This window comes from Aneurinibacillus danicus, assembly GCF_007991215.1.
In the GTDB taxonomy this organism is placed as follows: domain Bacteria; phylum Bacillota; class Bacilli; order Aneurinibacillales; family Aneurinibacillaceae; genus Aneurinibacillus; species Aneurinibacillus danicus.
Map to the genome: position 1 here is coordinate 1 of NZ_BJXX01000064.1, position 21,214 is coordinate 21,214.

The following is a 21,214-nucleotide window of genomic DNA, read 5'->3' on the forward strand; positions in this document are numbered from 1 at the left end:
TAAAATATCTTTAATTTGTCTCTTCGTTCTGCCCAGCTCTACCGTAACTTTCAATGGAATGTCCATAAGCATGCTCAAATTCTGTGGAGAGGCTTGTGGGGGAACATTCACATCGAAAGAAGAAAACTGCACCGGCTGTACGTTAGCTGGCGGCGGTTGATATCCGCTATAAGCCGGTTGAGGCGGCTGCTGCTGGTACATTGGCTGTTGATACGGAGGCATTCCTCCCGGATATCCTTGCAGAGGTTGCTGATACATCGGCTGCTGCGACGGCATCTGATATGGCGGTGGTTGCGGCGGCTCCATGCCGCCTATACCGGAAGACGGATACTCATTTCCACCGGCCATATGAACAGGCTCAGGTTGTGGTGCCGGCTGCGGCGCTGGCTGCGGATCGGCCTGCGGCGCTTCCGTTGGTGCCGCATCTCCTCCCATTCCGCCAAGCAGCGTAGCCACAAGCGAACGTGCAAACGGTACGGGAATCAACTGCATAATATTGGAATCAATTAAACTTCCGACTTTCAATCGGAACGAGATTTTAACGAGAATATCATCCTCCGGGATATTCTCCATGCCTTTGCCTTGCTGCAAATCCATCATGTCGATCCCAGGCGGAGAAATATTTACCAGCTTATTGAAGATGGTAGACATGGATGTGGCTGCGGAACCCATCATCTGATTCATCGCTTCCTGCACTGCGCTTAAATGAATCTCCGATAGTTCCTGCGGCGGTGCGGTACCGTCCCCTCCCATCATTAAATCGGCAATAATCTGCGCGTCGTCCGCTCGGATGACAAGAAGGTTAATGCCCTGAAAACCTTCTGTATATTCCACATGGACGGCAACATAAGGATGCGGAAACTCGTTCTGTACTTCTTCACGGCGAACGATGCCTACTTTCGGCGTGGTAATATCGGTAACCTGTCCAAGCAGGCTGGATAGCGCGGTTGCCGCGCTGCCGAACGTGATGTTTCCAATCTCGCCGAGCGCATCCTGTTCCAGCGGGGAAAGGTAATCATCAATATTCGGTTCCTGGTTTCCTTCATTATTGTCATCTATATCTTCTTCCAGATTATTCTGTCGCAGTAAAGCGTCAATCTCTTCCTGCGATAGCATTTCTCTACTCATCTTCTTCCACCTCTTCCTCCAACACGTTTTCAATCATGATTGCCACTCGGCCTTTGGATGTACCCGGTTGCCCCAGATATTTCGTCCTCTGTCCAATTCGCACCTTTACTTTGTCCTCCGTACGCTGATCCAATTGAATCACATCGCCTATGGCGAGATTTAAAAACTCGCCGACGGAAATAATGGAAGTGCCAAGCTCTGCAATAAGAGGGAGCTTCGCTTTACGCACCCTCTCCTCGAGGATCTGTACTTCCCTTTCGTTACGCGCTTTCTTCTGCGTGGACAGCCAATAGTGGGCAGACAGTTTAACCATTAAAGGCTCAAGCACGACATGAGGCAGGCAAAGATTAATCATTCCGGTTGTTTCGCCAATTTTTGTGCTGAAAGAGATAACCGCGACCGTTTCATTTGGGGAAACAATCTGCATGAACTGCGGATTGACCTCCAAAAACTCCAGTTCCGGTTCAATTTCGATTACCGTTTTCCAGGCTTCCGCAAAACTATACAGGGCTCTGCTAAAAATCCGCTCCATAATCGTTGTCTCGATTTCGGTAAGCGCTCCGAATTTATTCGGGGCTACTCCCTGTCCACCAAGCAGTCTCTCAAGCATCGCATAGGCAATATTCGGATTTATTTCCATTACCATTCTGCCTTCGAGCGGTTCAGCTTCAAAAATATTAAGTATGGTCATCTTTGGAATGGAACGTATAAATTCTTCATAAGGAAGCTGGTCAACAGATGCAACACTTATTTGGACAAATGTACGCAGTTGAGCCGAAAAATATGTGGTAAGCAATCTGGCATAATTCTCGTGGATACGGGTTAATGTGCGAATCTGATCCTTGGAGAAGCGAAGGGCACGTTTAAAATCGTATAATTTAACCTTCTTCTCCATCTCCTCTTTCTTCAGTTCTTCCGCGTTCATTTCGCCAGAGGAAATCGCTGCAAGCAAGGCGTCTATCTCCGCCTGTGATAATACCTCCGTCATAAGTGTCACCCCCTATCCTGAACTTTGCATGGTTGCATGCTTTCTCTATTTTATGCATCTACGATTTTATGTGTGGTAATGACTTCTACTATTTTTCCTTCTTCAAGAAGTTTATTTAATTCCTGCTTTATCGCATCTTCTACTTTCTCCATACCTTTAGGTCCCTGAATTTCATCCGGCTTCATCGCCGATAATGTTTTAATGATAGTATGTATGACCTGCGGTTTGCGAAGCTCCAATTCGTGTTTGGTGTCCTCGTTTTCGGCCTGAATGGCGAACTTAGCGAGAATCATCTCTCCGGTAATAAGATTGGTGCGGATTTCTTCCGTTTCCAGTGTCGCCTTCTGGAAATCCTCCGCGCTTACTTTCTTTTCTACCTGCTGTCCGGGCACCGTTGCGGCTTCAGGTTTTAAATACGTTTGCCATAAGACGAAGACGACGACCCCGATAAGCGTAATCGCCATGAGTATAATCAGCGCGATGTTAACCAGCCGGTTTTTAAACATCCTCCACCCCTCCTTTTTTTATGTCTCTATCTTGCATCGCGATCGTTTTGATCGCGTTGATTTCTTTGTAAAATTCCTTGAGGGCGGAGAGTACGTCGGGGATTGATTCTTTAATGACGAACTTTTTTCCGTTTACAAGGGTGACCATCGTGTCCGGAGTCGCCTCCAGGCTTTCGATGAGCAGGGCGTTCACCACGTATTCTTTTCCGTTTAAACGGGTTAGGCGAACCATCAATATTCCCCCTATATAGCTGAATCTTATTTGAGATTTATATCGTGGTTTGACCTATAGAGAAAAGAGGAGAAGGCTCAGAATCTCTTTTTTCTCATTCTCTACTTTCGAACCGCGAACGATTTTAAAAAACGCAATTATATTGATACAAAATAGGGGAGGAGCCATCCCTCCCCTTATCTTTTATTTCCTATTGGCTCTAGCGTTTCAGGTTTACTAGCTCTTCTAAAATGGAGTCGGACGTAGTGATAATCCGAGAGTTGGCCTGGAAACCGCGCTGGGCGACGATCATTTCGGTGAATTCTTCGGCCAGATCGACGTTAGACATTTCAAGTTGTCCTGCCATTAGTAAGCCCCTTCCTGAAGTACCGGGCAATCCCACCAAGTCATCAAAAACATTCGTTGCATCAGCGGCTGGGGCCCATTTATAAAGAGAGCCTCCTACTTTCTCTAAGCCACCAGGATTTGTAATATAGGCAACTCCTATCTTTGTAGAATCGTCAGATGATGATGCAGTAGTAGTAGTCCCGTCTGCTTTTTGAACAGAAACAGTAATGGTTCCGTCTTGTCCTATGGAGTAAGATTTTATTTTATCATCTGGCGGTGTGCCCCCCCCTATATCTGCTAATAAGTTAATTTTTTCTCCACTTGCACTTAGAACATACTTACCCTGGCTTGTAACGAGGTAACCCTCAGCATCCACAGTAAAGTTACCTGCACGTGTGAATAAAAAATCGGTGGTACTTGTACCTACCACAAAAAATCCATTCCCCTCTATGGCTACATCAGAGGGCAAATTGGTGGTCATCGGCGCTCCTTGCGTATGCACAACATCTATTGCGGACATCGTAGAGCCAAGGCCAATTTGTTTTGGGTTTATCCCTCCTGTCGGCGGTGTACCACCTACATTCGCTGCAGATCCTCCGGCTACTGTCTGACTTAATATGTCTTGGAACATAACGCGACTCTTCTTAAATCCTACCGTGTTTACGTTGGCGATATTGTTACCAATCACGTCTAACTTTGTCTGAAATCCGCGCATACCGCCAATACCTGAATACATAGAACGTAACATACCTTTTCTCCTCCTCATGTTTGCGCCGCGTCAGTCGGTCGGCGGCGCCAAAGCCTCCTCTGTAAGGACCGGCTCTATTAAAATAGTTTTCAAATCACTTATCACACAATAATCGCGCTGTCGATATTCGTAAACACATTCTCCTGCATGGACGGACCGTCCACCGCGGTAATTACTTTCCTGTTCTGTACACTGACAATATAAGCGACATTATTCATCAATACGAGCGATTCTTTCGCACCTTTGGCCTGCGCTTTCTCCACCGCTCCCGCCAGTTTGGCGATGTCTTCGCTCCCGAGCTTAATCCCGCGTTTCTCTAAGCGTTGAAGCGCATGGTTGGAAAAATCAATGGCATTCTTTGCTTCATTTAGCTTCTGCTGAAACAGCGCATCAAAAGCTCCTGCTGACTGATTTTTCTTCTTCGGCGCTGTCGGCGCTAACGGCTGCGGATAAAAAATGTGTCCTGCCTTAATATGGTTCATGCTCCGCCACCTTCATTCGGCTGTTGAGACTCCGTTTCGCCTGCACTCTCTGTCGGCTGCTCACCCGGATTATCTCCCGGCTGCTGTCCCTCTTCTCCTTCTTCAGGTGTCTCTTCCGGCTTTTCCTCAGGTTTTGGAACCGAATTTGTTACGGTTTCTATCCGGTTGACATCAAGCCTCGAACCATCCTCCAGCACGACCTGTGATTTTCCGTCTTTCATGCTGATGGCCGTTACCATGCCTTCTTTCGGCACTTCTTTTAGCACCTGTTCACCCGCATTATTCGTTTCCACTACGTATTCCGTCCAGGTCACCTTTTTGCCAATCATGTTAGACAATCCGCCAATGCTCTGCGCCTCGACAAATTTAGTAAACATATCGTTCAGATTCGTCATCTGCTCGAGCGTGCTGAACTGTGTCATCTGCGCAATGAACTCCCTGTCTTGCAGCGGCTGCGTCGGATCCTGGTTTTGCAACTGGGTAACCAGCAGGCGAAGAAAATCTTCTTTGCCAAGAGACGACTGTTCCTCAAATGTTTTCGGTTTCGATTGAAAAGAATTGCGATATTGCGTCGTATCAATTATCGGCATCTCCTTTATTCCCTCCTTTCCGCAGTATTTAGCATTCTCATGCTGTCCATTCAACTCGTCTCCAGTCCTTCTTCTCCCAGCAGCTCAGCAAGATTAAATTCTGCAGTCTCCTCCGATGCTACTTCTTCCTCGCGTTTCTGTTCCTGCCGTGACTGCTCTCTTCCCTGTTGATGTAAATTATTGTTTGACTGTTCGCCTGGTGTGGTATTGACGTAGGAAACCTCAATTTTTTCCACATGCAGTCCCTGTTGAATCAGCGCGTGACGAAGCTGGTTTAGCTGCTGCTCAACCGCTTCTTTGCCGGCTACTTGACTGGCCGTAAAGTGGGCTGTTACAACTCCGTTAAGCGCCGTAATTCTTACATCAATACGTCCCAAATCTTCAGGAAAGAGACGAAGTGTCGTTTCCATAGCACCTGTACCGCGATTTAGGTGGACTTGTTTAACAATATAAGCTTCCATTTCATTTACAAAAAATCTGGCCGGAACGAGCGGTAGATTTGCATTGCGCGGGGTCATTCCATCCGTTCTTGCCGCAGCAATATTTCCCTGCATTTGATGGTGCATCGCCCTGGTCGTGGTTGTCTCATCCGATATAGGGACCTCTAAGTCAGCGGTTGCTTGTTGTTTCTCCTGTGAAGATTCATTTACTACCGATACCCCCTGCTTCTGCGCCATTGCTTCAGGGGAACCTGACTTCTGCGCTATAACCTGAAGGAACCCTTCCTGGGTGCTTTCACTTTTACTTCTCTGTTGAGCTTCACTGGCATAATTTAACCGCGAAAGCAGCGCCTGCAATTTGTCTGCAAAGTCCCTTGGTAGTACACCCGGCTTTTTCTCGTCGAGCAAGGTCAGCATATCGGTCAGTTTTTGTGTCAATGCGGGGATGGATTGCTCTTCCTCCATCATTTGCTGTGGTGTTTTATACTGGATAGAGAGAAGCCCTTTTTGTAACCAGTTGATTGCTTTTCCGGTATACATGTCGGGCTGAATCAATTTCATATCATCGGTTAGCTTTTGCAATAGCTGATAGACTTGCTGCAGCGACGCATACAATTCTTCCGGTACATCTTTGCCCTGTTCAGCTTCCTCAATCTGGGCAGCCAGCGTTTCCAGCAGATTTTCGAATGTCTCCAGCAAAGATGCCGTTCCCTGCCCGTCATCCACAGAATTCAGTGCATCTTGCTTCCTGCTGCTCAGCACAGCCTGCATCTCTTCCGCAAATGAAGAAGAAGACTCACTGGTTCCTTTTGAGCCTAAGGAACGCGAAGCTGTGGTTGAGACGACTGCATTCCCATTTATTTGTACTCCTGTCATTTTTTCACCCCCTTTCACGATTAAATATTATGAAAACAACATGAAAAATACAATACGATCTATATTAATAAGTTAATAACTTTTGACTAATTTTGGCTGCGAGAGCGGCTCGGCTTTGATCTTGAGCCAGTGCAGACAGTACCTGTCCGCGCTGGGCAGCATCCACCTGAGAGAGAACGAGCACAGCTTTCTTCTCGTCAGCTTTAAACATTCTCTCTATTAAATCCGCTGCGCTGGCCGGCTGCATACTCGCAATGGAAGAAGCCAGTTCACGCACTGAAGCATTATACTTCAATTCCATCAACCGCTGTTGAAGCGCACCCGGGTCGGTAGTGTTATGTAGAGAGGTTTCCTTCAAAAGCAGGGATAAATCCGCCGCCTTTTTCGGATCCATCTTCGCCATGATAGCGGAGCGCTCCTCTGCTTTCATAACAAGCAAAAGTGAAGCTGATTCTTCCGGTGCCATTTTTTCCAAAATGGGCGCCGCTTTCCCTGCTGACATTGACGTATAAATTTTGGCAAGGTTTTTAATTTGCTTTTGCTTCTCCTCATTTGCCTGCGCTTGAGCCGCTTTGTCGGCTTCCTGCTGGACCTCTGCCTGCTGGGCCAGCTGCTTTGATTTTTGTTGTTCTTGCTGTGCCTCCTTTTTTATTTTTTCAATTTCCCGCTCTTTTGCCGCCAGTTTTGCTTCCAGTTCACTGATTTTGATATCTTTCTCATCTGTTTTTGTTCCATCGGCCGCAGTCTCCGAGCGAGTGACCGCAGCATCAGGAATTATTTTTTCTACTACAGGAAGGTTGTTCAACTCTTTGGCCAGGACGCCTACCACGTTATAGCCGAACATCTGTGCAATAATGGCAGAAAGAACAAGGGTGAATAACACCGGAATAAAAATAATGTAAAAAAACCATTCCAATTTATTATAAGACCGTTCTTCTTCCATCTCTTCCATGAAAACACCCCTAGCGCGGATTCACTCTTTGTCTGTAATACCTAACGACCGCTATTTCATCCAATTCCTTCTGTTCTATCTGTCGCACTCTCTTCATGTACTTCTCAAACGAGTTTTCCTTTAGCTTCTCCCATATTTTCTGATCCATTGCTCTTTCAGATAATATAAACTGCTTGGCCTCAACATCTTTCTCGGCCCTCTCCTTTGACTCGCCCGCCTGTACAATTAGACGCTGCAAATGGTCAATGTACTCATAATTTGTTTTTAATTCCGCAAGGGAAACATTTTTCTTCCGCTGCAGCAGACGCTGCTCCATATTTTGTTTATTCTGTTCGAGATGGGCGAGACGCTGCTGCTCTCTATGCAGCACCTGTATGGATTTACTGTAATTGATTTCTGCCTGCTCCTTCTCTTTTTCCTTCATGTCCAGGATTTTTTGAAACGAATAAACAAAAGACATAGTGACCTCCCGCTTCATTATGGAGTAAAGGTTGCCGTTAATGCCTCGATAGCTTCCTCAAGATGCGAACGTTCGTCTACGCTTTGACTTGTGTAACGTGCAATCGTGTCTTTATATCGAATCGCCTGGTCAATGTCCCGGTTTGCCCCGCTTTTGTACGCTCCGATATTAATTAAGTCTTCAGCGTCCCTATAAATAGCCATTAACCTCTTTAATTCGCTGGCAGCAGCGTAATGTTCCGGAGTTACAATCTCTTTCATTACCCGGCTTACACTTGCCAGAATGTCAATCGCAGGATAATGGCCTGTATGAGCAATTTTTCGACTGAGAACAATATGACCGTCGAGGATTCCTCGCACGGAATCGGCGATCGGATCGTTCATATCGTCTCCTTCTACCAGTACGGTGTAAAAGGCCGTGATAGACCCGGACGGCGATGTACCGGCTCTCTCTAAAAGCCGGGGAAGAAGCGCAAATACGGAGGGGGTATAACCCCGGGTAGCCGGAGGTTCACCAATTGCCAGACCCACTTCCCGCTGCGCCATCGCAAAACGCGTCACCGAATCCATCATCATCATCACGTTCAATCCCTGATCGCGGAAATATTCCGCAATCGCGGTCGTAAGAAGTGCACCCTTAATGCGAATCAACGCCGGTTGGTCTGATGTGGCGACGACGACGACTGAACGTTTCAACCCTTCTTCCCCAAGATCGCGCTCAATAAAATCAGCCACTTCCCGCCCCCGCTCGCCAATAAGTCCAATCACGTTTACGTCTGCTTCCGTATTGCGTGCGATCATGCTTAAAAGCGTACTTTTCCCCACACCGCTGCCGGCAAAAATCCCTATCCGCTGTCCTTTACCTACCGTAAGCAGCCCATCGATCGCTCGTACGCCCACTGAAAGCGGTTCATGGATACGCGGTCGGCTGAGCGGATTCGGCGGTTGATTGTCAACTGGATACTCTGTCATCGCAGCAGATAAATACCCGCCATTCATCAATCTGCCGTTGCCATCCAACACCTTTCCCAGCAATTCCATTCCGACACGCACCGTCAACGGCTTGCCGGTGGCGACCACCTCACAGCCGGGTCCAATGGCTCCCAGCTCCCCTAAGGGCATCAAAAGCACCCTGTTGTCTTTAAAACCTACCACTTCAGCCGGAACGGGAATCGAGGATGCTACCGGATATACAAGGCATACTTCTCCCACTTTCACGTTCGGTCCCATGGACTCTACGGTTAGACCAATCACTTGTGAGACTTTTCCGTTTACGCGGATTGGATCAACATTCTGCAGTGCAGCCAGATATTTTTCAATCTTTAGCATTATTGCGTTCCGTCCTCTTCCGCCAGCGCTGACAGCAGCGCTTTTTTTATTTCCTCGAGTTGGGTATCTACCCTCGCATCCACACTGCCCATCGTAGTCCGAATCACCACGCCGCCATCTGTAATCGAATCATCCGGAATTATGGTCATCTCTACCTGGCTATCCAGCACCTCAAGCAATTTAGCGCGGTTCTCCTGTACATATGAATAGACATCCGGGCTTACGGCTACGGTAACGGTTTTATACTCCTGAGTACGCGACAAAGCATTACGAATGAAAGAAATAATGCTCTCCTTGTCCGCCGCAAGATGATCGCCGATTACTTTCCGCGCGATTTCAATGGCAAGCTCCAGTACAAATGGCTCGGCTTCTGCTATCACCCGACGTTTTAAGGCCGGAGCCTCCTCCAGAATAACAGCCGCCTGCTGCAAGGCTGTAGCATATTCATCATAGACAAGGCGGCGGCCTTCTTCTTTTCCAATCTCAATACCTTGTTCATATCCTTCTTGTTGGATTTGGGCACGAATTTCTTCGTCCTCCCTGCGCCTCTGTTCCCACCAAGCGTCAACTTCCTGACGAGCTTCCTGTACTATCTCCTCCGCCCGCTGATTCGCTTCCCGAAGAAGAAGCTCGGCTTCTGCTTCGGCTTTCTTCACAATATCGTCCGCTTGTGATGATTGACTGATTTCTTCAGTACTCTGTGGTTCTTGATTCGTTTCTTCTTCGCTGCGCGCCCTTTGGCGCTGCGGAAGTTCGATTACTTTTTTGTTTTCCATTGTCGAGTAGAAAGAAAATTTAATAACCCTAGACAATGATTTCATCTCCTCCGCCGCGGGCAATAATAATTTCGCCGGACTCTTCGAGACGGCGGATGGTTGCCACAATGCGTGTTTGCGCTTCTTCTACATCACGCAGACGCACAGGACCCATATATTCCATCTCTTCCTTGAACGTATCCGCCATTCGTTTGGACATATTACGGAAAACGACGCTTCGAACTTCTTCGTTCGCGACTTTCAATGCAAGCATGAGGTCTGCGTTCTCTACGTCACGAATAACACGCTGAATCGAACGATCGTCGAGCACCACGATATCTTCGAATACGAACATTCTTTTCTTAATTTCCTCCGCAAGCTCTGGATCTTGGATTTCAAGCGTATCCAGAATAACGCGTTCCGTACTTCGGTCGACATTGTTAAGCATATTCACAACCGCTTCAATGCCGCCTGCCTGCGTATAATCTTGAACAACAGTGGAAGATAGTTTCTGCTCTAGCACACTTTCCACTTGACTAATCACTTCAGGCGACGTGCTTTCCATCAGTGCAATGCGACGTGCTACTTCTGCCTGCCTTTCCTGCGGCAGGGCAGATAGAATGGCTGCCGATTGTTCCGGCTCCAAATAGGAAAGCACAAGCGCGATCGTTTGCGGGTGCTCATTCTGGATAAAGTTTAAAACCTGAGCCGGATCTGCCTTACGTGCAAAATCAAACGGACGAACCTGCAGATGCGCGGTTAAACGGTGGATAATGTCAAATGCTTTTTGTTGCCCCAATGCTTTCTCCAAAATTTCTTTCGCATAGTTAATCCCGCCCTGGGAGATATATTCCTGGGCCACGCAAATTTGGTGAAATTCCGTTAACACCGACTCTTTCTCGTCGCTCCCTACTTTTCGTACGTTCGCGATTTCAAGCGTAAGTTGCTCGATCTCTTCTTCGCGTAAATGTTTAAAAACCTGAGCGGACACTTCCGGTCCAAGTGAAATCAGAAGAATGGCTGCCTTCTGTCTCCCACTCAGTTCTTTTGACGAACGCGCCATGTACATCCCTCACCCCTATTCGTCTGCTAACCAGGTACGCAGCAGGCCTACAAACTCCTCCGGACGATCGTTTGCCAGCTTCTCAAGCTGCTTGCGCACAATGACATCTTCCCCTTCTTCGGCATATTCCAAATCAGGAATTTCAAACGGCTTCGTATCCGTTGCGACGTTCTCTACATCCGCCTGTTGATTTCTTTTTCTACGAACAAGAATAAACGCTACGATACCAGCGATGACAAGAAGACCAATGGCGCCGCCGATCAGATACGGCATCCAACTATTCCCCTCCTGTACCACTTCCTGTTTACCGTTAAATGCCTGTGCAAATACTTTTACACGCTGATCGATCTGCTGCTGCGTAAACTCTGTTCCCTGGGAGGAGAGCGAAGCCCGCACCACGTTACCGATAATCTGTTGAATATTCGCCTGAACTTCCGGCGTCAGGCTAGCCGGATCGTTCGGATTCGGCGGCTCTACGCCGACGTTAATGGTAATGTCCTCAATTTTATACGGTTGAGCAACAATATTTTGCTTGATTCGGTTTACTTCCCGATTGACGCGATCCTCAATCTTTTCATACTCGTTATCTCCACCGCCAGCTGCCCCCGGATAGCCCGGAATTTGCGTCTCGCCTGTTCCTGCCGTTCCGCCTGCCTGCGCCCCTTTACCGGAGTACGTTTCCTGGATTTTCTCTGCACTGATAATGATGCCCTCGTTATTTTCTTTATCCACCGGCTCAACAAGTTGTTCTTCCCGCTGCGTCTTGTCAAAGTTCAGCTTAACGTACGGATAAACAAATACCTTGTCCCGGCCAAGAATCGTTCCCAGCATATTCTGCAGATTTTTTTGAATATCATTCTCAATGTCTTTTTTTATTTTACGCTGCTGCTCATACTGGTCCAGAGCATAAACGTTACCTTCTTCTTCAGTCATCTCCAGCATTTCACTGTATTGGTTCATAATGACGATGTTTTCTTTTGGTAGGTTCGGCACGCTTTTTGACACCAGATTATACAGTGCGTTTACCTGCGGTGCCGTCAATTGCTTACCCGGCTCTACGTCAACAACAATAGAAGCCGTCGCCTTCTGTGCATCTTCCTGCACAAATACACTTTCTTCCGGCATTGTTAGAATAACTTTAGCGTTGCGTACACCGTCTACCGTCTTCAACAAATCGGCAAGCTGTGTCTGCATTGCGTCACGCTCTACAACATCAAACTGACGATCTGTCATTCCCATGCCGATATTTTGACTGAAAATATCTAGACGAACACCTTCGCCTTTCGGTACATTCTTGGCTGTCAAATCGGCGGCAAGGTTGTATTTGTCCTTTTCCGGTACCAGCACATTATTGCCTTCAATTTTGTATTCAGCGTAACCCATTGCATCCAGTTCCGTTTTTATCTGGGCCACATCCACTTCGGTTAAGTTACCGCTAAAAAGTGGCGCGTAATTCGGTCTGGAGGCTATATAAATCGCTAGAGTTGCCGATATAATAAGAAAAGCGGCAATTGCGCCTATTATCATTTTCTGTTTTTTTGAGAAGCGGTTTGAAAGCTCTGTGAGCCTCTCCCGCCACTGCTGCAATCTCTCGTTCATCCTCCACCCCGCCAATTGCCATTAAATTACTAGATTTGCATTCTCATAATCTCTTGGTATGCCTCTACGGCTTTATTGCGTAGTTGCATCGCCATGTCGATCGCGACCCCTGCCTTTTGCGAGGCGATCATAACCTGATGCAAATCCTGCACCTGTCCGGTAGCCAATCCCTGATTAAGTTTCTCGCTGGTCTTCTGTAAAGCATTAACATCCTGAATCGCATTTTTTAAATACGTCGAAAAAGCGGTTGTTACTTCATACGGTGTAGGAGCAGCTTTTGTCCCGCTTTCCTGCATGGCCTCCAGCGGAAGGCCAGCTCCAATTCTCTCTATCATGTCCTCGCCCCTTACTTACCAATTTCCAATGCTTTCATCGCCATGGCTTTTGCCGCATTAATGGCGGTCGCGTTCGACTCATATGCCCTGGTTGTTGACATTAAATCTATCATTTCTTTTAGCATATCTACATTCGGCAGTGCCACATACCCTCTCGCATCTGCATCCGGGTGTGTAGGATCATACATTATTTTTGGAGGAGTTCTGTCCTCAACGATTTGGGACACACGAACCCCATTTACCGTGCTCATCCCCGTTCTGCTGACTGCCGCCTGCAAAAAGTTTTCAAAGCTGGATGCACCCGTTTTCGGCTCAATGACAGCCACTTTTCGTTTGTAAGGTTGCCACTGGCCGTTTACATACTCGCCACGCGTTGTATTGGCGTTGGAAATATTACTCGAAATGATATCCATCCGAAGGCGGTTGGCCGTCAATGCAGAGGCGCTAATATCAAAACTCCCAAATAAACCCATTTTCATTTACCTCCTATTATGGTCCGCAACTTCGTGAATTGGCCGTTCGTCTGTTGTACCAGCGCGTTGTACCACAACTGGTTTCTTGCCAAATTTATCATCTCAAAATCCAAATCGACATTATTCGCCGCATTTTGCATAGGACCTGCAGAAGAGTCGATTTGTAGCTTTGGTTCGATGTTTTCTAACGAAGGAAGTCCAAAGGCCAGGTGCTTCTCATTTGTCCGGTAAGCGACAAAAGTCGTAGAGCTTTTGGCGAGCGCTTTCTGCAACTCGCTTTCAAATGTTACAGATTGAGACCTATAATATGGAGTATCTACGTTAGCGATATTATTGCTAATGGCCCGCTGCCGCATCGAAGCAGCATCCAACGCTTTCTCGAACATCGACAATGTTGGTGTTGAAAGCATCTCTTCCCCTCCTTTCATACCATTCTGCCGCTTGTATCCCCTATTATATTCCAGTACAGGAAAACAAAATCCTGCTAATTCGACAAAATATATGAAATCTGTATAACAACCTTTATATTAGCAGATTGTGTTAAACGAACAAAGCCCTATCTTAAAGATAGGGCTTTGTTACCGAGCAAAAAATTATTTCTTATTACGAAGTCATACATTTTATTACGAAGTCAAGTGTTGCATGTTAAGAAGTTTTTAATTTTTCAAGTTCCGGAAGCAATTTCTCATTTAAGATTTTAATATACGTACCTTTCATACCAAGCGAACGCGATTCGATAACCCCTGCGCTTTCCAGTTTGCGCAACGCGTTTACGATAACGGAGCGGGTAATGCCCACCCGGTCGGCAATCTTGCTTGCTACGAGCAGACCTTCTTTCGCATCCAGCTCTTCAAAAATATGCTCCACAGCTTCCAATTCGCTGTACGACAATGAGCCGATGGCCATCTGCACAACCGCTTTGCTGCGAGCTTCCTGCTCAATCTCTTCTGCACGCTCGCGGAGAATCTCCATACCTACCACTGTTGCTCCTACTTCGGCAAGCACAAGGTCGTCATCCGTAAACGTTTCATTCACGCGTGCCAGCACAAGCGTACCCAGGCGATCACCGCCTCCGATAACCGGAACAATAGTCGTCAGTCCTTTTTTGAACAGGTCTTTCATCTCTACCGGGAATGCAGTATACGGACTATCGATGTCCAGGTTCGCTGACGTCTCATCCAGACGAAGCAGCTGCGTGCTGTAATCGCCAGGAAAACGGCGCTCTTCGAGCATTTTACGAATTCGTTCGTTGTCTACTTCCTGTGCAATCGCATAACCAAGAATCTTTCCTTTGCGGCTTAATACGAAAATGTTGGCCTCGATAATCTCACTCATAACCTCTGCCATTTCCATAAAGTTGACCGGATGTCCGGCCGTTTTTTGCAGCAGGCGGTTAATACGGCGAATTTTTGTTAGCAAATCCATTGTTGTAACTCCTCCTTCAAATTTTACAAAATATAGCGACTCAAATCTCGATCTTCTACGATGCCTTGCAATTTCTCCCTCACGTATTCCGGGGTGATTACCACTTTTTCAAGCGTAATATCAGAAGCCTCAAAAGATAAATCTTCAAGCAATTTTTCTAGGATGGTATGTAGTCTTCTGGCGCCGATATTATCCGTAGTCTGGTTCACTTCGGCCGCAAGTTTTGCAATTTCTTTAATAGCATCGTCAGAAAATTCAACTTTTATTCCTTCAGTCTCTAATAAAGAGATATATTGTTTGGTTAAAGCATTTTTCGGCTCGGTTAAAATCTGTACAAAATCTTCCACTTTCAGATTATCCAGCTCTACGCGGATGGGAAATCGTCCCTGCAATTCCGGAATCAGGTCGGACGGCTTCGCCATGTGAAACGCTCCCGCTGCGATGAATAGGACATAATCCGTTTTTACAGGACCGTATTTTGTCATGACCGTGGAGCCTTCCACAATCGGCAGGATGTCCCGCTGTACGCCTTCGCGCGATACTTGCGCCGAATTGGATTCTTTTCCGGCAATTTTATCGATTTCATCAATAAAAATAATGCCGCTTTGCTCCGCACGGGTAACAGATTCCTGAATAACTTCATCCATATCAATTAGCTTCTGGGCCTCCTGCATAGTTAGCGCTTTGCGGGCTTCCCGAATCGGCAGCTTGCGCTTTTTCATCTTTTTGGGTAGAAGATTGCCAAGCATCTCTTGCATATTAATACCCATTTGATCCATGCCTGAACCCGAAAACATATCAAATATCGGCGGTGCGGCATCTTCTACCTCGATTTCAATGACCGTGTCTTCTAACTCTCCCATGGCAAGCTGATGGGCGACTTGACGGCGCTGCTGCGATACAGAGAGATCTTCCGTATCACTTTGTGAAGACTGGTGCGTATTCTGGTTGCCAAAAAGCATCTCCAGCGGATTCTTGTACGATTGACTGCTTTTCTTGCCGGGGACGAGAATATGCACGATGCGTTCGTTCGCCATCGCTTCCGCCCTGTCTTTTACCTGCTCCATCTTCTCCGCCTTTACAATGCGAATCGCAGTCTCTACCAAATCGCGCACCATAGATTCTACATCACGCCCTACGTATCCTACCTCCGTAAACTTGGTCGCCTCCACTTTGATGAAAGGGGCGCCGGTAAGCTTTGCAAGACGTCTTGCAATTTCCGTCTTTCCGACACCAGTGGGCCCTATCATAAGAATGTTCTTCGGCACAATTTCATCACGAATCTCTTCCGGAAGCAAACTGCGGCGGTATCGGTTGCGCAGGGCAATCGCCACGGAACGCTTGGCACGCTTCTGCCCGACAATAAAGTGATCCAACTGCTCCACAATTTGTTTTGGCGTTAAACGCTCAGAATTTTTCAAGGCACAGCCTCCTCGTCACTCATGGATTTCTTCAACAACCAGGTTATGGTTCGTATAGACGCAAATATCAGCTGCCGCCGTCAGAGCTGCGGTGGCTATCTCCCGAGCCGTTAGATTCGGAGCGTGCTTTTTCAGCGCGCGTCCCGCTGCCAGCGCATAATTGCCGCCCGAGCCGATAGCAAGGATGCCGTCGTCCGGTTCAATAATTTCCCCTGTTCCTGAGATAAGAAGCATGTGGTCTTTGTTCATAACGATCATTAACGCTTCCAGTCTGCGGAGTACTTTATCCAGCCGCCAGTCTTTAGCCAGCTCTACGGCCGCACGCTGCAGATTGCCGTGGTATTCTTCCAGCTTGGCTTCGAACTTCTCAAATAGCGTAATCGCATCGGCGACGGACCCGGCGAACCCGGCCACGACTTCTCCGTGATACAAACGGCGCACTTTTTTTGCCGTCTGTTTCATCACTACCGCGTTCCCCATCGTAACCTGACCGTCGCCGGCCATCGCGCCGCTCCCATTATGGCGTACAGCAAAGATTGTAGTGGCGTGAAAGGTCATCTCCATCGGGTTCCCTCCATTATATTAATTTACGCCCGTGGATGAGCTTGGTTGTATACAAGCCGCATTCTCTCGCGCGTCACATGCGTATAGATTTGCGTCGATGAAATGCTGGCGTGCCCCAGCATCTCCTGCACGCTCCGCAAATCGGCCCCATTCTCGAGCAGATGGGTCGCAAACGTATGGCGGAAAGTATGCGGGCTTACCTTCAGCAATTCACTGGCCTGCTCAACGTATTTATTAATCATGCGGCGCACACTGCGGTCCGTCAGCGGCTCCCCCCGAACGTTAACAAACAAAGCGTCTGTTTTTTGCTGTTTGCACAGCATCGGTCTTCCCGCTCGTATGTACTGTTCGTAGGCGCGCAAAGCGTGCTCCCCGAGCGGAACGTATCTTTCTTTTGCCCCTTTTCCGAATACTAACGCGGTTCCCGCAAACAAGTCAACCGAACGCATGGTAAGCCCTGTCAGCTCCGATACCCGCATCCCGCTTGCATACAGCATTTCCAGAATGGCGCGGTCCCTCATCCCAAGCGGCTGCGCTGTATCCGGCAGGCTTAAGAGCGATTCAATCTCCTTAGGAAACAAAAAGCTCGGAAGCTTCTTGGCAAGCTTCGGCGTCGACACCATCGTAAACGGATTATGCTCAAGCTTCTCCTCCCGCAGCAAAAATCGGTAGAAGCTTCTGAGACTCGACAACTTGCGGGCAATGGATCTTCGGGCGTAGTTTCTCCTATGCAGTTCCGTGAGATAGCTTCGTACATGGACATACGAAACAGCAGCATATTCGGTTACGCCATGCTGCTTCATAAATGCCGTAAATGCCAGGATGTCCTTCTCATAGTTCGCGATCGTCAGAGGTGAAGCATTCTTCTCAATCTGCAGATATTGTTTAAACTCCAGAAGCGAAGCATCAGGCTGCAAGCCCTCCATTCATGTTCCTCCTAACCAAGCACCAACGCATACGGGACACGGCACCGCCGTATCCCGCTCGCAATTCTTTCAGAAAAAATACCTCCCCAACAGGGAGAAACCAGCCTTTAACCGTCGTTAGTATATCACAACCTCATACTAGCTGCAACTTTAATTGTGAACGTTTCGGGAAAAATTCTGAATTTTATCCAATGCACGTTCAGCGTACTGTTCATACCGCTCTTTCTTATTGCGAATCTTCTTCGCAAGCGGCGGAAACAGCCCGAAGTTAGCATTCATCGGCTGGAAATTTTCCGGGTTTGCCGTAGTGATATAATGTGCCATACTTCCCATCGCGGTTTCCGCCGGAAATACAAGCGGCGCAAGACCGCGGGCCAATCTTCCCGCATTGATGCCTGCGATAAGACCGGACGCGGCAGACTCTACATATCCTTCCACGCCTGTCATCTGTCCTGCAAAGAACAGCGTTTCCCGGTCTTTATATTGGTAGGTCGCCTTCAGCAGACGCGGCGAATTAATAAACGTATTGCGGTGAATGACACCGTAGCGTACGATTTCCGCATTTTCGAGGCCGGGAATCATCTGAAATACCCGTTTTTGCTCCGGCCACTTCAAATGGGTTTGAAACCCTACAATATTGTATAAAGTGCCTGCACTGTTATCCTGGCGCAGCTGTACGACCGCAAACGGCTGCTTTCCGGTGCGCGGGTCGGTAAGCCCGACCGGCTTCATAGGCCCAAACAGCATCGTCTGCTTGCCGCGCTTTGCCATCACTTCAATCGGCATGCAGCCTTCGAAAAAGACTTCTTTCTCGAACTCTTTCAGCGGCACTTCCTCTGCTGTAATGAGAGCTTCGTAAAAAGCGTTGAACTCTTCTTCATTCATCGGGCAGTTCAAATACGCCGCTTCCCCTTTATCGTAACGCGAAGCGAGGAAGACCTTCTCCATATTAATGGTTTCTTTTTCGATAATCGGCGCAGCCGCATCGTAGAAATATAAGTATTCTTCCCCTGTCAACTGCTGCAGTTGTTTCGACAAATCAGGGGACGTAAGCGGACCGGTCGCAATTACTACAATCCCTTCAGGAATTTCCGTAATCTCTTCGTTGCGCACCTCGATACGCGGGTGGTTGCGGATGCTGTCTGTTACCGCGCCGGCAAACTCGTGCCGGTCCACCGCCAGCGCGCCGCCTGCAGGCACTGCGCAGTTATCCGCGGAACGAATAATCAGAGACGAGAGGGTGCGCATCTCCTCCTTCAGGATGCCGACCGCATTGGTCAGCGCGTTGGCACGCAGCGAGTTACTGCATACCAGCTCCGCAAACTGCTCCGTATGGTGGGCCGGAGTCTGCCTTACAGGGCGCATCTCATACAAAATCACATCCACGCCCTGCTCAGCAATCTGCCAGGCTGCTTCGCTGCCCGCCAGTCCGGCTCCGATGACTTTTACTTTTTCCATTGTCTGCAAAACTCCTTCTTACGATGTTTCTTCCTGATAGTCACACTCCGAACAATGAACGACAGGTCCTTTGTTCTTGCCCTTGCCTTTCTTCTCAACAAGCATTTTTCCGCATTTCGGACAAGTACGAGGAAGCGGCTTATCCCATGAGATGAAATCGCAATCCGGATAGTTGTTGCAGCCGTAGAAGAGGCGATTCTTCTTACTCTTACGTTCCACAATCTCTCCGGTTTCACATTTCGGACATTTTACGCCGATTTCTTTTACGATCGGCATTGTGTTGCGGCATTCGGGAAATGCGGAGCAAGCAAGGAACTTACCGTATCGGCCGATTTTGTACACCATCTGGCTGCCGCACTTCTCACATATTACATCGGAGACCTCGTCTTTAATCTCTACTTCCTGCATATGCTTTTCCGCCACTTCAAGCCGCTTGGAAAATCTTTGATAGAAATCATCAAGCACTTTCACCCATTCGGCTTTTCCCTCTTCAATATGATCCAGGTCATCTTCCATCTTGGCGGTGAATTTTGTATCAAGGATCTCCGGAAAAAACTCTTCCATTAGACCGAGCACGATTTCGCCAAGTTCGGTCGGAATGAACCGCCGATCCTGCAGCGCTACATAGCCACGCTTTTGGATCGTATCAAGCGTCGGCGCATACGTGCTGGGACGTCCTATTCCCAGCTCCTCAAGCGTTTTTACCAGGCGCGCCTCCGAATAGCGCGGCGGCGGCTGGGTAAAATGCTGCTTCGGATCTATTTCCAAAAGCTCTATTTTCTGGTTTTCTTCGAGTGGCGGCAGCATCTTATCTTCTTCCTTCTCCGCATCATCCGTACCTTCTACATACACTTTCATAAACCCCTGGAATTTCACCTGGGAACCGTTGGCGCGAAATACCGCATCCCCTGCATGAATGTCCGCTGTTACCGTATCAAGTACCGCGGCCGCCATCTGACTGGCAATAAAGCGTTCCCATATCAGGCGGTACAGTTTGAGCTGGTCCCGTGATAAGTATTCTTTAAGCGAGGCTGGATCCTTGGCCACCAGCGTTGGGCGAATCGCTTCATGCGCATCCTGTGCACCTTCCTTTTTCCCGAACTGACGCGGCTCACTCAGCGCATATTCTTGTCCGTATATTTGCGTAATGTACTTCTTCGCCTCTTCCTGTGCCGTCGGTGAAATACGGGTAGAATCGGTACGCATGTACGTAATCAGACCGACCGTCCCCTCTTTACCGATGTCGATCCCTTCGTATAGCTGCTGTGCCACCATCATCGTTTTGGCAGCACGGAAATTCAACTTGCGGGCCGCTTCCTGCTGCAGTGAACTGGTGGTAAACGGTGCAGCGGGGTTGCGCCGACGCTCCCGTTTTTTGATGTCTGTGATTGTATAGGATTTGCCTTCGATTTTTTTCAGAAGCTCCTGCACGTCCGCTTCCGATTTCAATTCGATTTTTTCACTGCCGTACCCGTAGAACTTGGCTTCAAACGTTTCCTTGCCGGTCTTCAGGCGCGCGGTCACGGACCAGTATTCCTCCGGCACGAAGGCGTTAATTTCTTTTTCACGGTCGATGATGAGTTTTACGGCAACCGATTGCACACGGCCTGCGCTCAATCCTTTTTTAACCTTTTTCCACAGCAGCGGCGAGATGTTATAGCCGACCAGACGGTCAAGAATCCGGCGCGTCTGCTGGGCATTTACCAAATCCATATCGATCTTTCGCGGATGCTTAAACGCTTCTTTAACAGCCTGCTTCGTAATCTCGTTGAATACGACACGGCATGGCTTTTCTTCATTTATGTTCAAACTGTGAGCCAGATGCCAGGCAATTGCCTCGCCTTCGCGGTCGGGGTCCGCCGCCAGATAAATGTTTTTCACTTTTTTAGACGCATCGCGCAGCTCTTTCAGTACGTCTCCTTTGCCGCGAATCGTAATGTATTTCGGTTGAAATCCCTCTGTAACGTCGACGCCCATCTGACTTTTCGGTAAGTCTCTCACATGACCCATCGATGCTTTTACAATATATTTCTTCCCGAGATATTTCCCGATTGTCTTCGCCTTTGCGGGAGACTCCACTATTACCAGTGAATCTGCCAAGCATGTTTCCCCCTTTTTCTGTGAAAATTGTGAGGAAA

The 21,214-nt window shown here is 48.0% G+C and carries 23 protein-coding genes; all 23 read right to left on the reverse strand.

The features are described from left to right. Nucleotides 1–1,128: flagellar motor switch phosphatase FliY (gene fliY, locus ADA01nite_RS07765; RefSeq protein WP_146809380.1), on the reverse strand; the 1,128-nt coding region annotated here is incomplete at its 3' end. Continuing rightward, entirely contained in the window at nt 1,121–2,116 is a 996-nt protein-coding gene (fliM, locus tag ADA01nite_RS07770; RefSeq protein WP_146809381.1) for a flagellar motor switch protein FliM, read from the reverse strand. The genes fliY and fliM, both read right to left, overlap by 8 nt. A gap of 50 nt (nt 2,117–2,166) precedes the next feature. Continuing rightward, nucleotides 2,167–2,622, reverse strand: coding sequence for a flagellar basal body-associated FliL family protein (locus ADA01nite_RS07775; protein WP_146809382.1), 456 nt, complete (start codon nt 2,620–2,622; stop codon nt 2,167–2,169). Beyond that, entirely contained in the window at nt 2,615–2,854 is a 240-nt protein-coding gene (locus ADA01nite_RS07780) for a flagellar FlbD family protein (RefSeq protein WP_146809383.1), read from the reverse strand. Before ADA01nite_RS07780 ends, ADA01nite_RS07775 begins: the two co-directional genes overlap by 8 nt. A 199-nt stretch (nt 2,855–3,053) precedes the next feature. Beyond that, nucleotides 3,054–3,929, reverse strand: a complete 876-nt coding sequence (gene flgG, locus ADA01nite_RS07785; RefSeq protein WP_146809384.1) for a flagellar basal body rod protein FlgG — start codon at nt 3,927–3,929, stop codon at nt 3,054–3,056. 101 nt (nt 3,930–4,030) lie between these two features. Continuing rightward, complete coding sequence (locus tag ADA01nite_RS07790; protein ID WP_146809385.1) at nt 4,031–4,411, reverse strand: TIGR02530 family flagellar biosynthesis protein; 381 nt, start codon at nt 4,409–4,411, stop codon at nt 4,031–4,033. Further along, nucleotides 4,408–5,001: a flagellar hook assembly protein FlgD gene (flgD, locus tag ADA01nite_RS07795; RefSeq protein WP_146809386.1), complete on the reverse strand. Its 594-nt coding sequence runs from the start codon at nt 4,999–5,001 to the stop codon at nt 4,408–4,410. Before flgD ends, ADA01nite_RS07790 begins: the two co-directional genes overlap by 4 nt. Nucleotides 5,002–5,051: 50 nt before the next feature. Then, the gene (locus ADA01nite_RS07800; protein WP_146809387.1) at nt 5,052–6,317 is read right to left on the reverse strand and encodes a flagellar hook-length control protein FliK; all 1,266 of its coding nucleotides are present in this window, start codon (nt 6,315–6,317) and stop codon (nt 5,052–5,054) included. Between the two features lie 64 nt (nt 6,318–6,381). After that, on the reverse strand, nt 6,382–7,269 hold the full coding sequence (locus ADA01nite_RS07805; protein ID WP_146809388.1) for a MotE family protein: 888 nt from the start codon (nt 7,267–7,269) through the stop codon (nt 6,382–6,384). A gap of 10 nt (nt 7,270–7,279) precedes the next feature. Next, the gene (fliJ, locus tag ADA01nite_RS07810) at nt 7,280–7,729 is read right to left on the reverse strand and encodes a flagellar export protein FliJ (RefSeq protein ID WP_170230196.1); all 450 of its coding nucleotides are present in this window, start codon (nt 7,727–7,729) and stop codon (nt 7,280–7,282) included. 17 nt (nt 7,730–7,746) lie between these two features. Continuing rightward, nucleotides 7,747–9,057: a flagellar protein export ATPase FliI gene (gene fliI / locus ADA01nite_RS07815; RefSeq protein WP_146809390.1), complete on the reverse strand. Its 1,311-nt coding sequence runs from the start codon at nt 9,055–9,057 to the stop codon at nt 7,747–7,749. Next, entirely contained in the window at nt 9,057–9,869 is an 813-nt protein-coding gene (fliH, locus tag ADA01nite_RS07820) for a flagellar assembly protein FliH (protein ID WP_170230197.1), read from the reverse strand. Before fliH ends, fliI begins: the two co-directional genes overlap by 1 nt. After that, nucleotides 9,862–10,875, reverse strand: coding sequence for a flagellar motor switch protein FliG (fliG, locus tag ADA01nite_RS07825; RefSeq protein ID WP_146809392.1), 1,014 nt, complete (start codon nt 10,873–10,875; stop codon nt 9,862–9,864). Before fliG ends, fliH begins: the two co-directional genes overlap by 8 nt. Before the next feature lie 15 nt (nt 10,876–10,890). Continuing rightward, the gene (gene fliF, locus ADA01nite_RS07830) at nt 10,891–12,474 is read right to left on the reverse strand and encodes a flagellar basal-body MS-ring/collar protein FliF (RefSeq protein ID WP_146809393.1); all 1,584 of its coding nucleotides are present in this window, start codon (nt 12,472–12,474) and stop codon (nt 10,891–10,893) included. 29 nt (nt 12,475–12,503) lie between these two features. Continuing rightward, nucleotides 12,504–12,809, reverse strand: coding sequence for a flagellar hook-basal body complex protein FliE (gene fliE, locus ADA01nite_RS07835; RefSeq protein ID WP_146809394.1), 306 nt, complete (start codon nt 12,807–12,809; stop codon nt 12,504–12,506). Nucleotides 12,810–12,820: 11 nt separating this feature from the next. Then, nucleotides 12,821–13,282 (reverse strand): flagellar basal body rod protein FlgC, encoded by a 462-nt coding sequence (gene flgC, locus ADA01nite_RS07840; RefSeq protein ID WP_146809395.1) that lies wholly within the window; start codon nt 13,280–13,282, stop codon nt 12,821–12,823. A gap of 2 nt (nt 13,283–13,284) precedes the next feature. Further along, nucleotides 13,285–13,692, reverse strand: a complete 408-nt coding sequence (flgB, locus tag ADA01nite_RS07845) for a flagellar basal body rod protein FlgB (RefSeq protein ID WP_170230198.1) — start codon at nt 13,690–13,692, stop codon at nt 13,285–13,287. A 235-nt stretch (nt 13,693–13,927) separates the two neighbouring features. After that, nucleotides 13,928–14,707 (reverse strand): GTP-sensing pleiotropic transcriptional regulator CodY, encoded by a 780-nt coding sequence (codY, locus tag ADA01nite_RS07850; RefSeq protein ID WP_146809397.1) that lies wholly within the window; start codon nt 14,705–14,707, stop codon nt 13,928–13,930. Between the two features lie 23 nt (nt 14,708–14,730). Next, nucleotides 14,731–16,128 (reverse strand): ATP-dependent protease ATPase subunit HslU, encoded by a 1,398-nt coding sequence (gene hslU, locus ADA01nite_RS07855; protein WP_146809398.1) that lies wholly within the window; start codon nt 16,126–16,128, stop codon nt 14,731–14,733. 15 nt (nt 16,129–16,143) lie between these two features. After that, complete coding sequence (hslV, locus tag ADA01nite_RS07860; RefSeq protein WP_146809399.1) at nt 16,144–16,692, reverse strand: ATP-dependent protease subunit HslV; 549 nt, start codon at nt 16,690–16,692, stop codon at nt 16,144–16,146. A 23-nt stretch (nt 16,693–16,715) separates the two neighbouring features. Beyond that, a complete protein-coding gene (gene xerC, locus ADA01nite_RS07865) occupies nt 16,716–17,618 on the reverse strand; it encodes a tyrosine recombinase XerC (protein ID WP_146809400.1) in 903 nt (300 codons plus the stop codon). 150 nt (nt 17,619–17,768) lie between these two features. Next, the gene (gene trmFO, locus ADA01nite_RS07870) at nt 17,769–19,076 is read right to left on the reverse strand and encodes an FADH(2)-oxidizing methylenetetrahydrofolate--tRNA-(uracil(54)-C(5))-methyltransferase TrmFO (RefSeq protein ID WP_146809401.1); all 1,308 of its coding nucleotides are present in this window, start codon (nt 19,074–19,076) and stop codon (nt 17,769–17,771) included. 18 nt (nt 19,077–19,094) lie between these two features. Next, complete coding sequence (gene topA, locus ADA01nite_RS07875) at nt 19,095–21,176, reverse strand: type I DNA topoisomerase (RefSeq protein WP_146809402.1); 2,082 nt, start codon at nt 21,174–21,176, stop codon at nt 19,095–19,097. Nucleotides 21,177–21,214 lie beyond the last annotated feature (38 nt).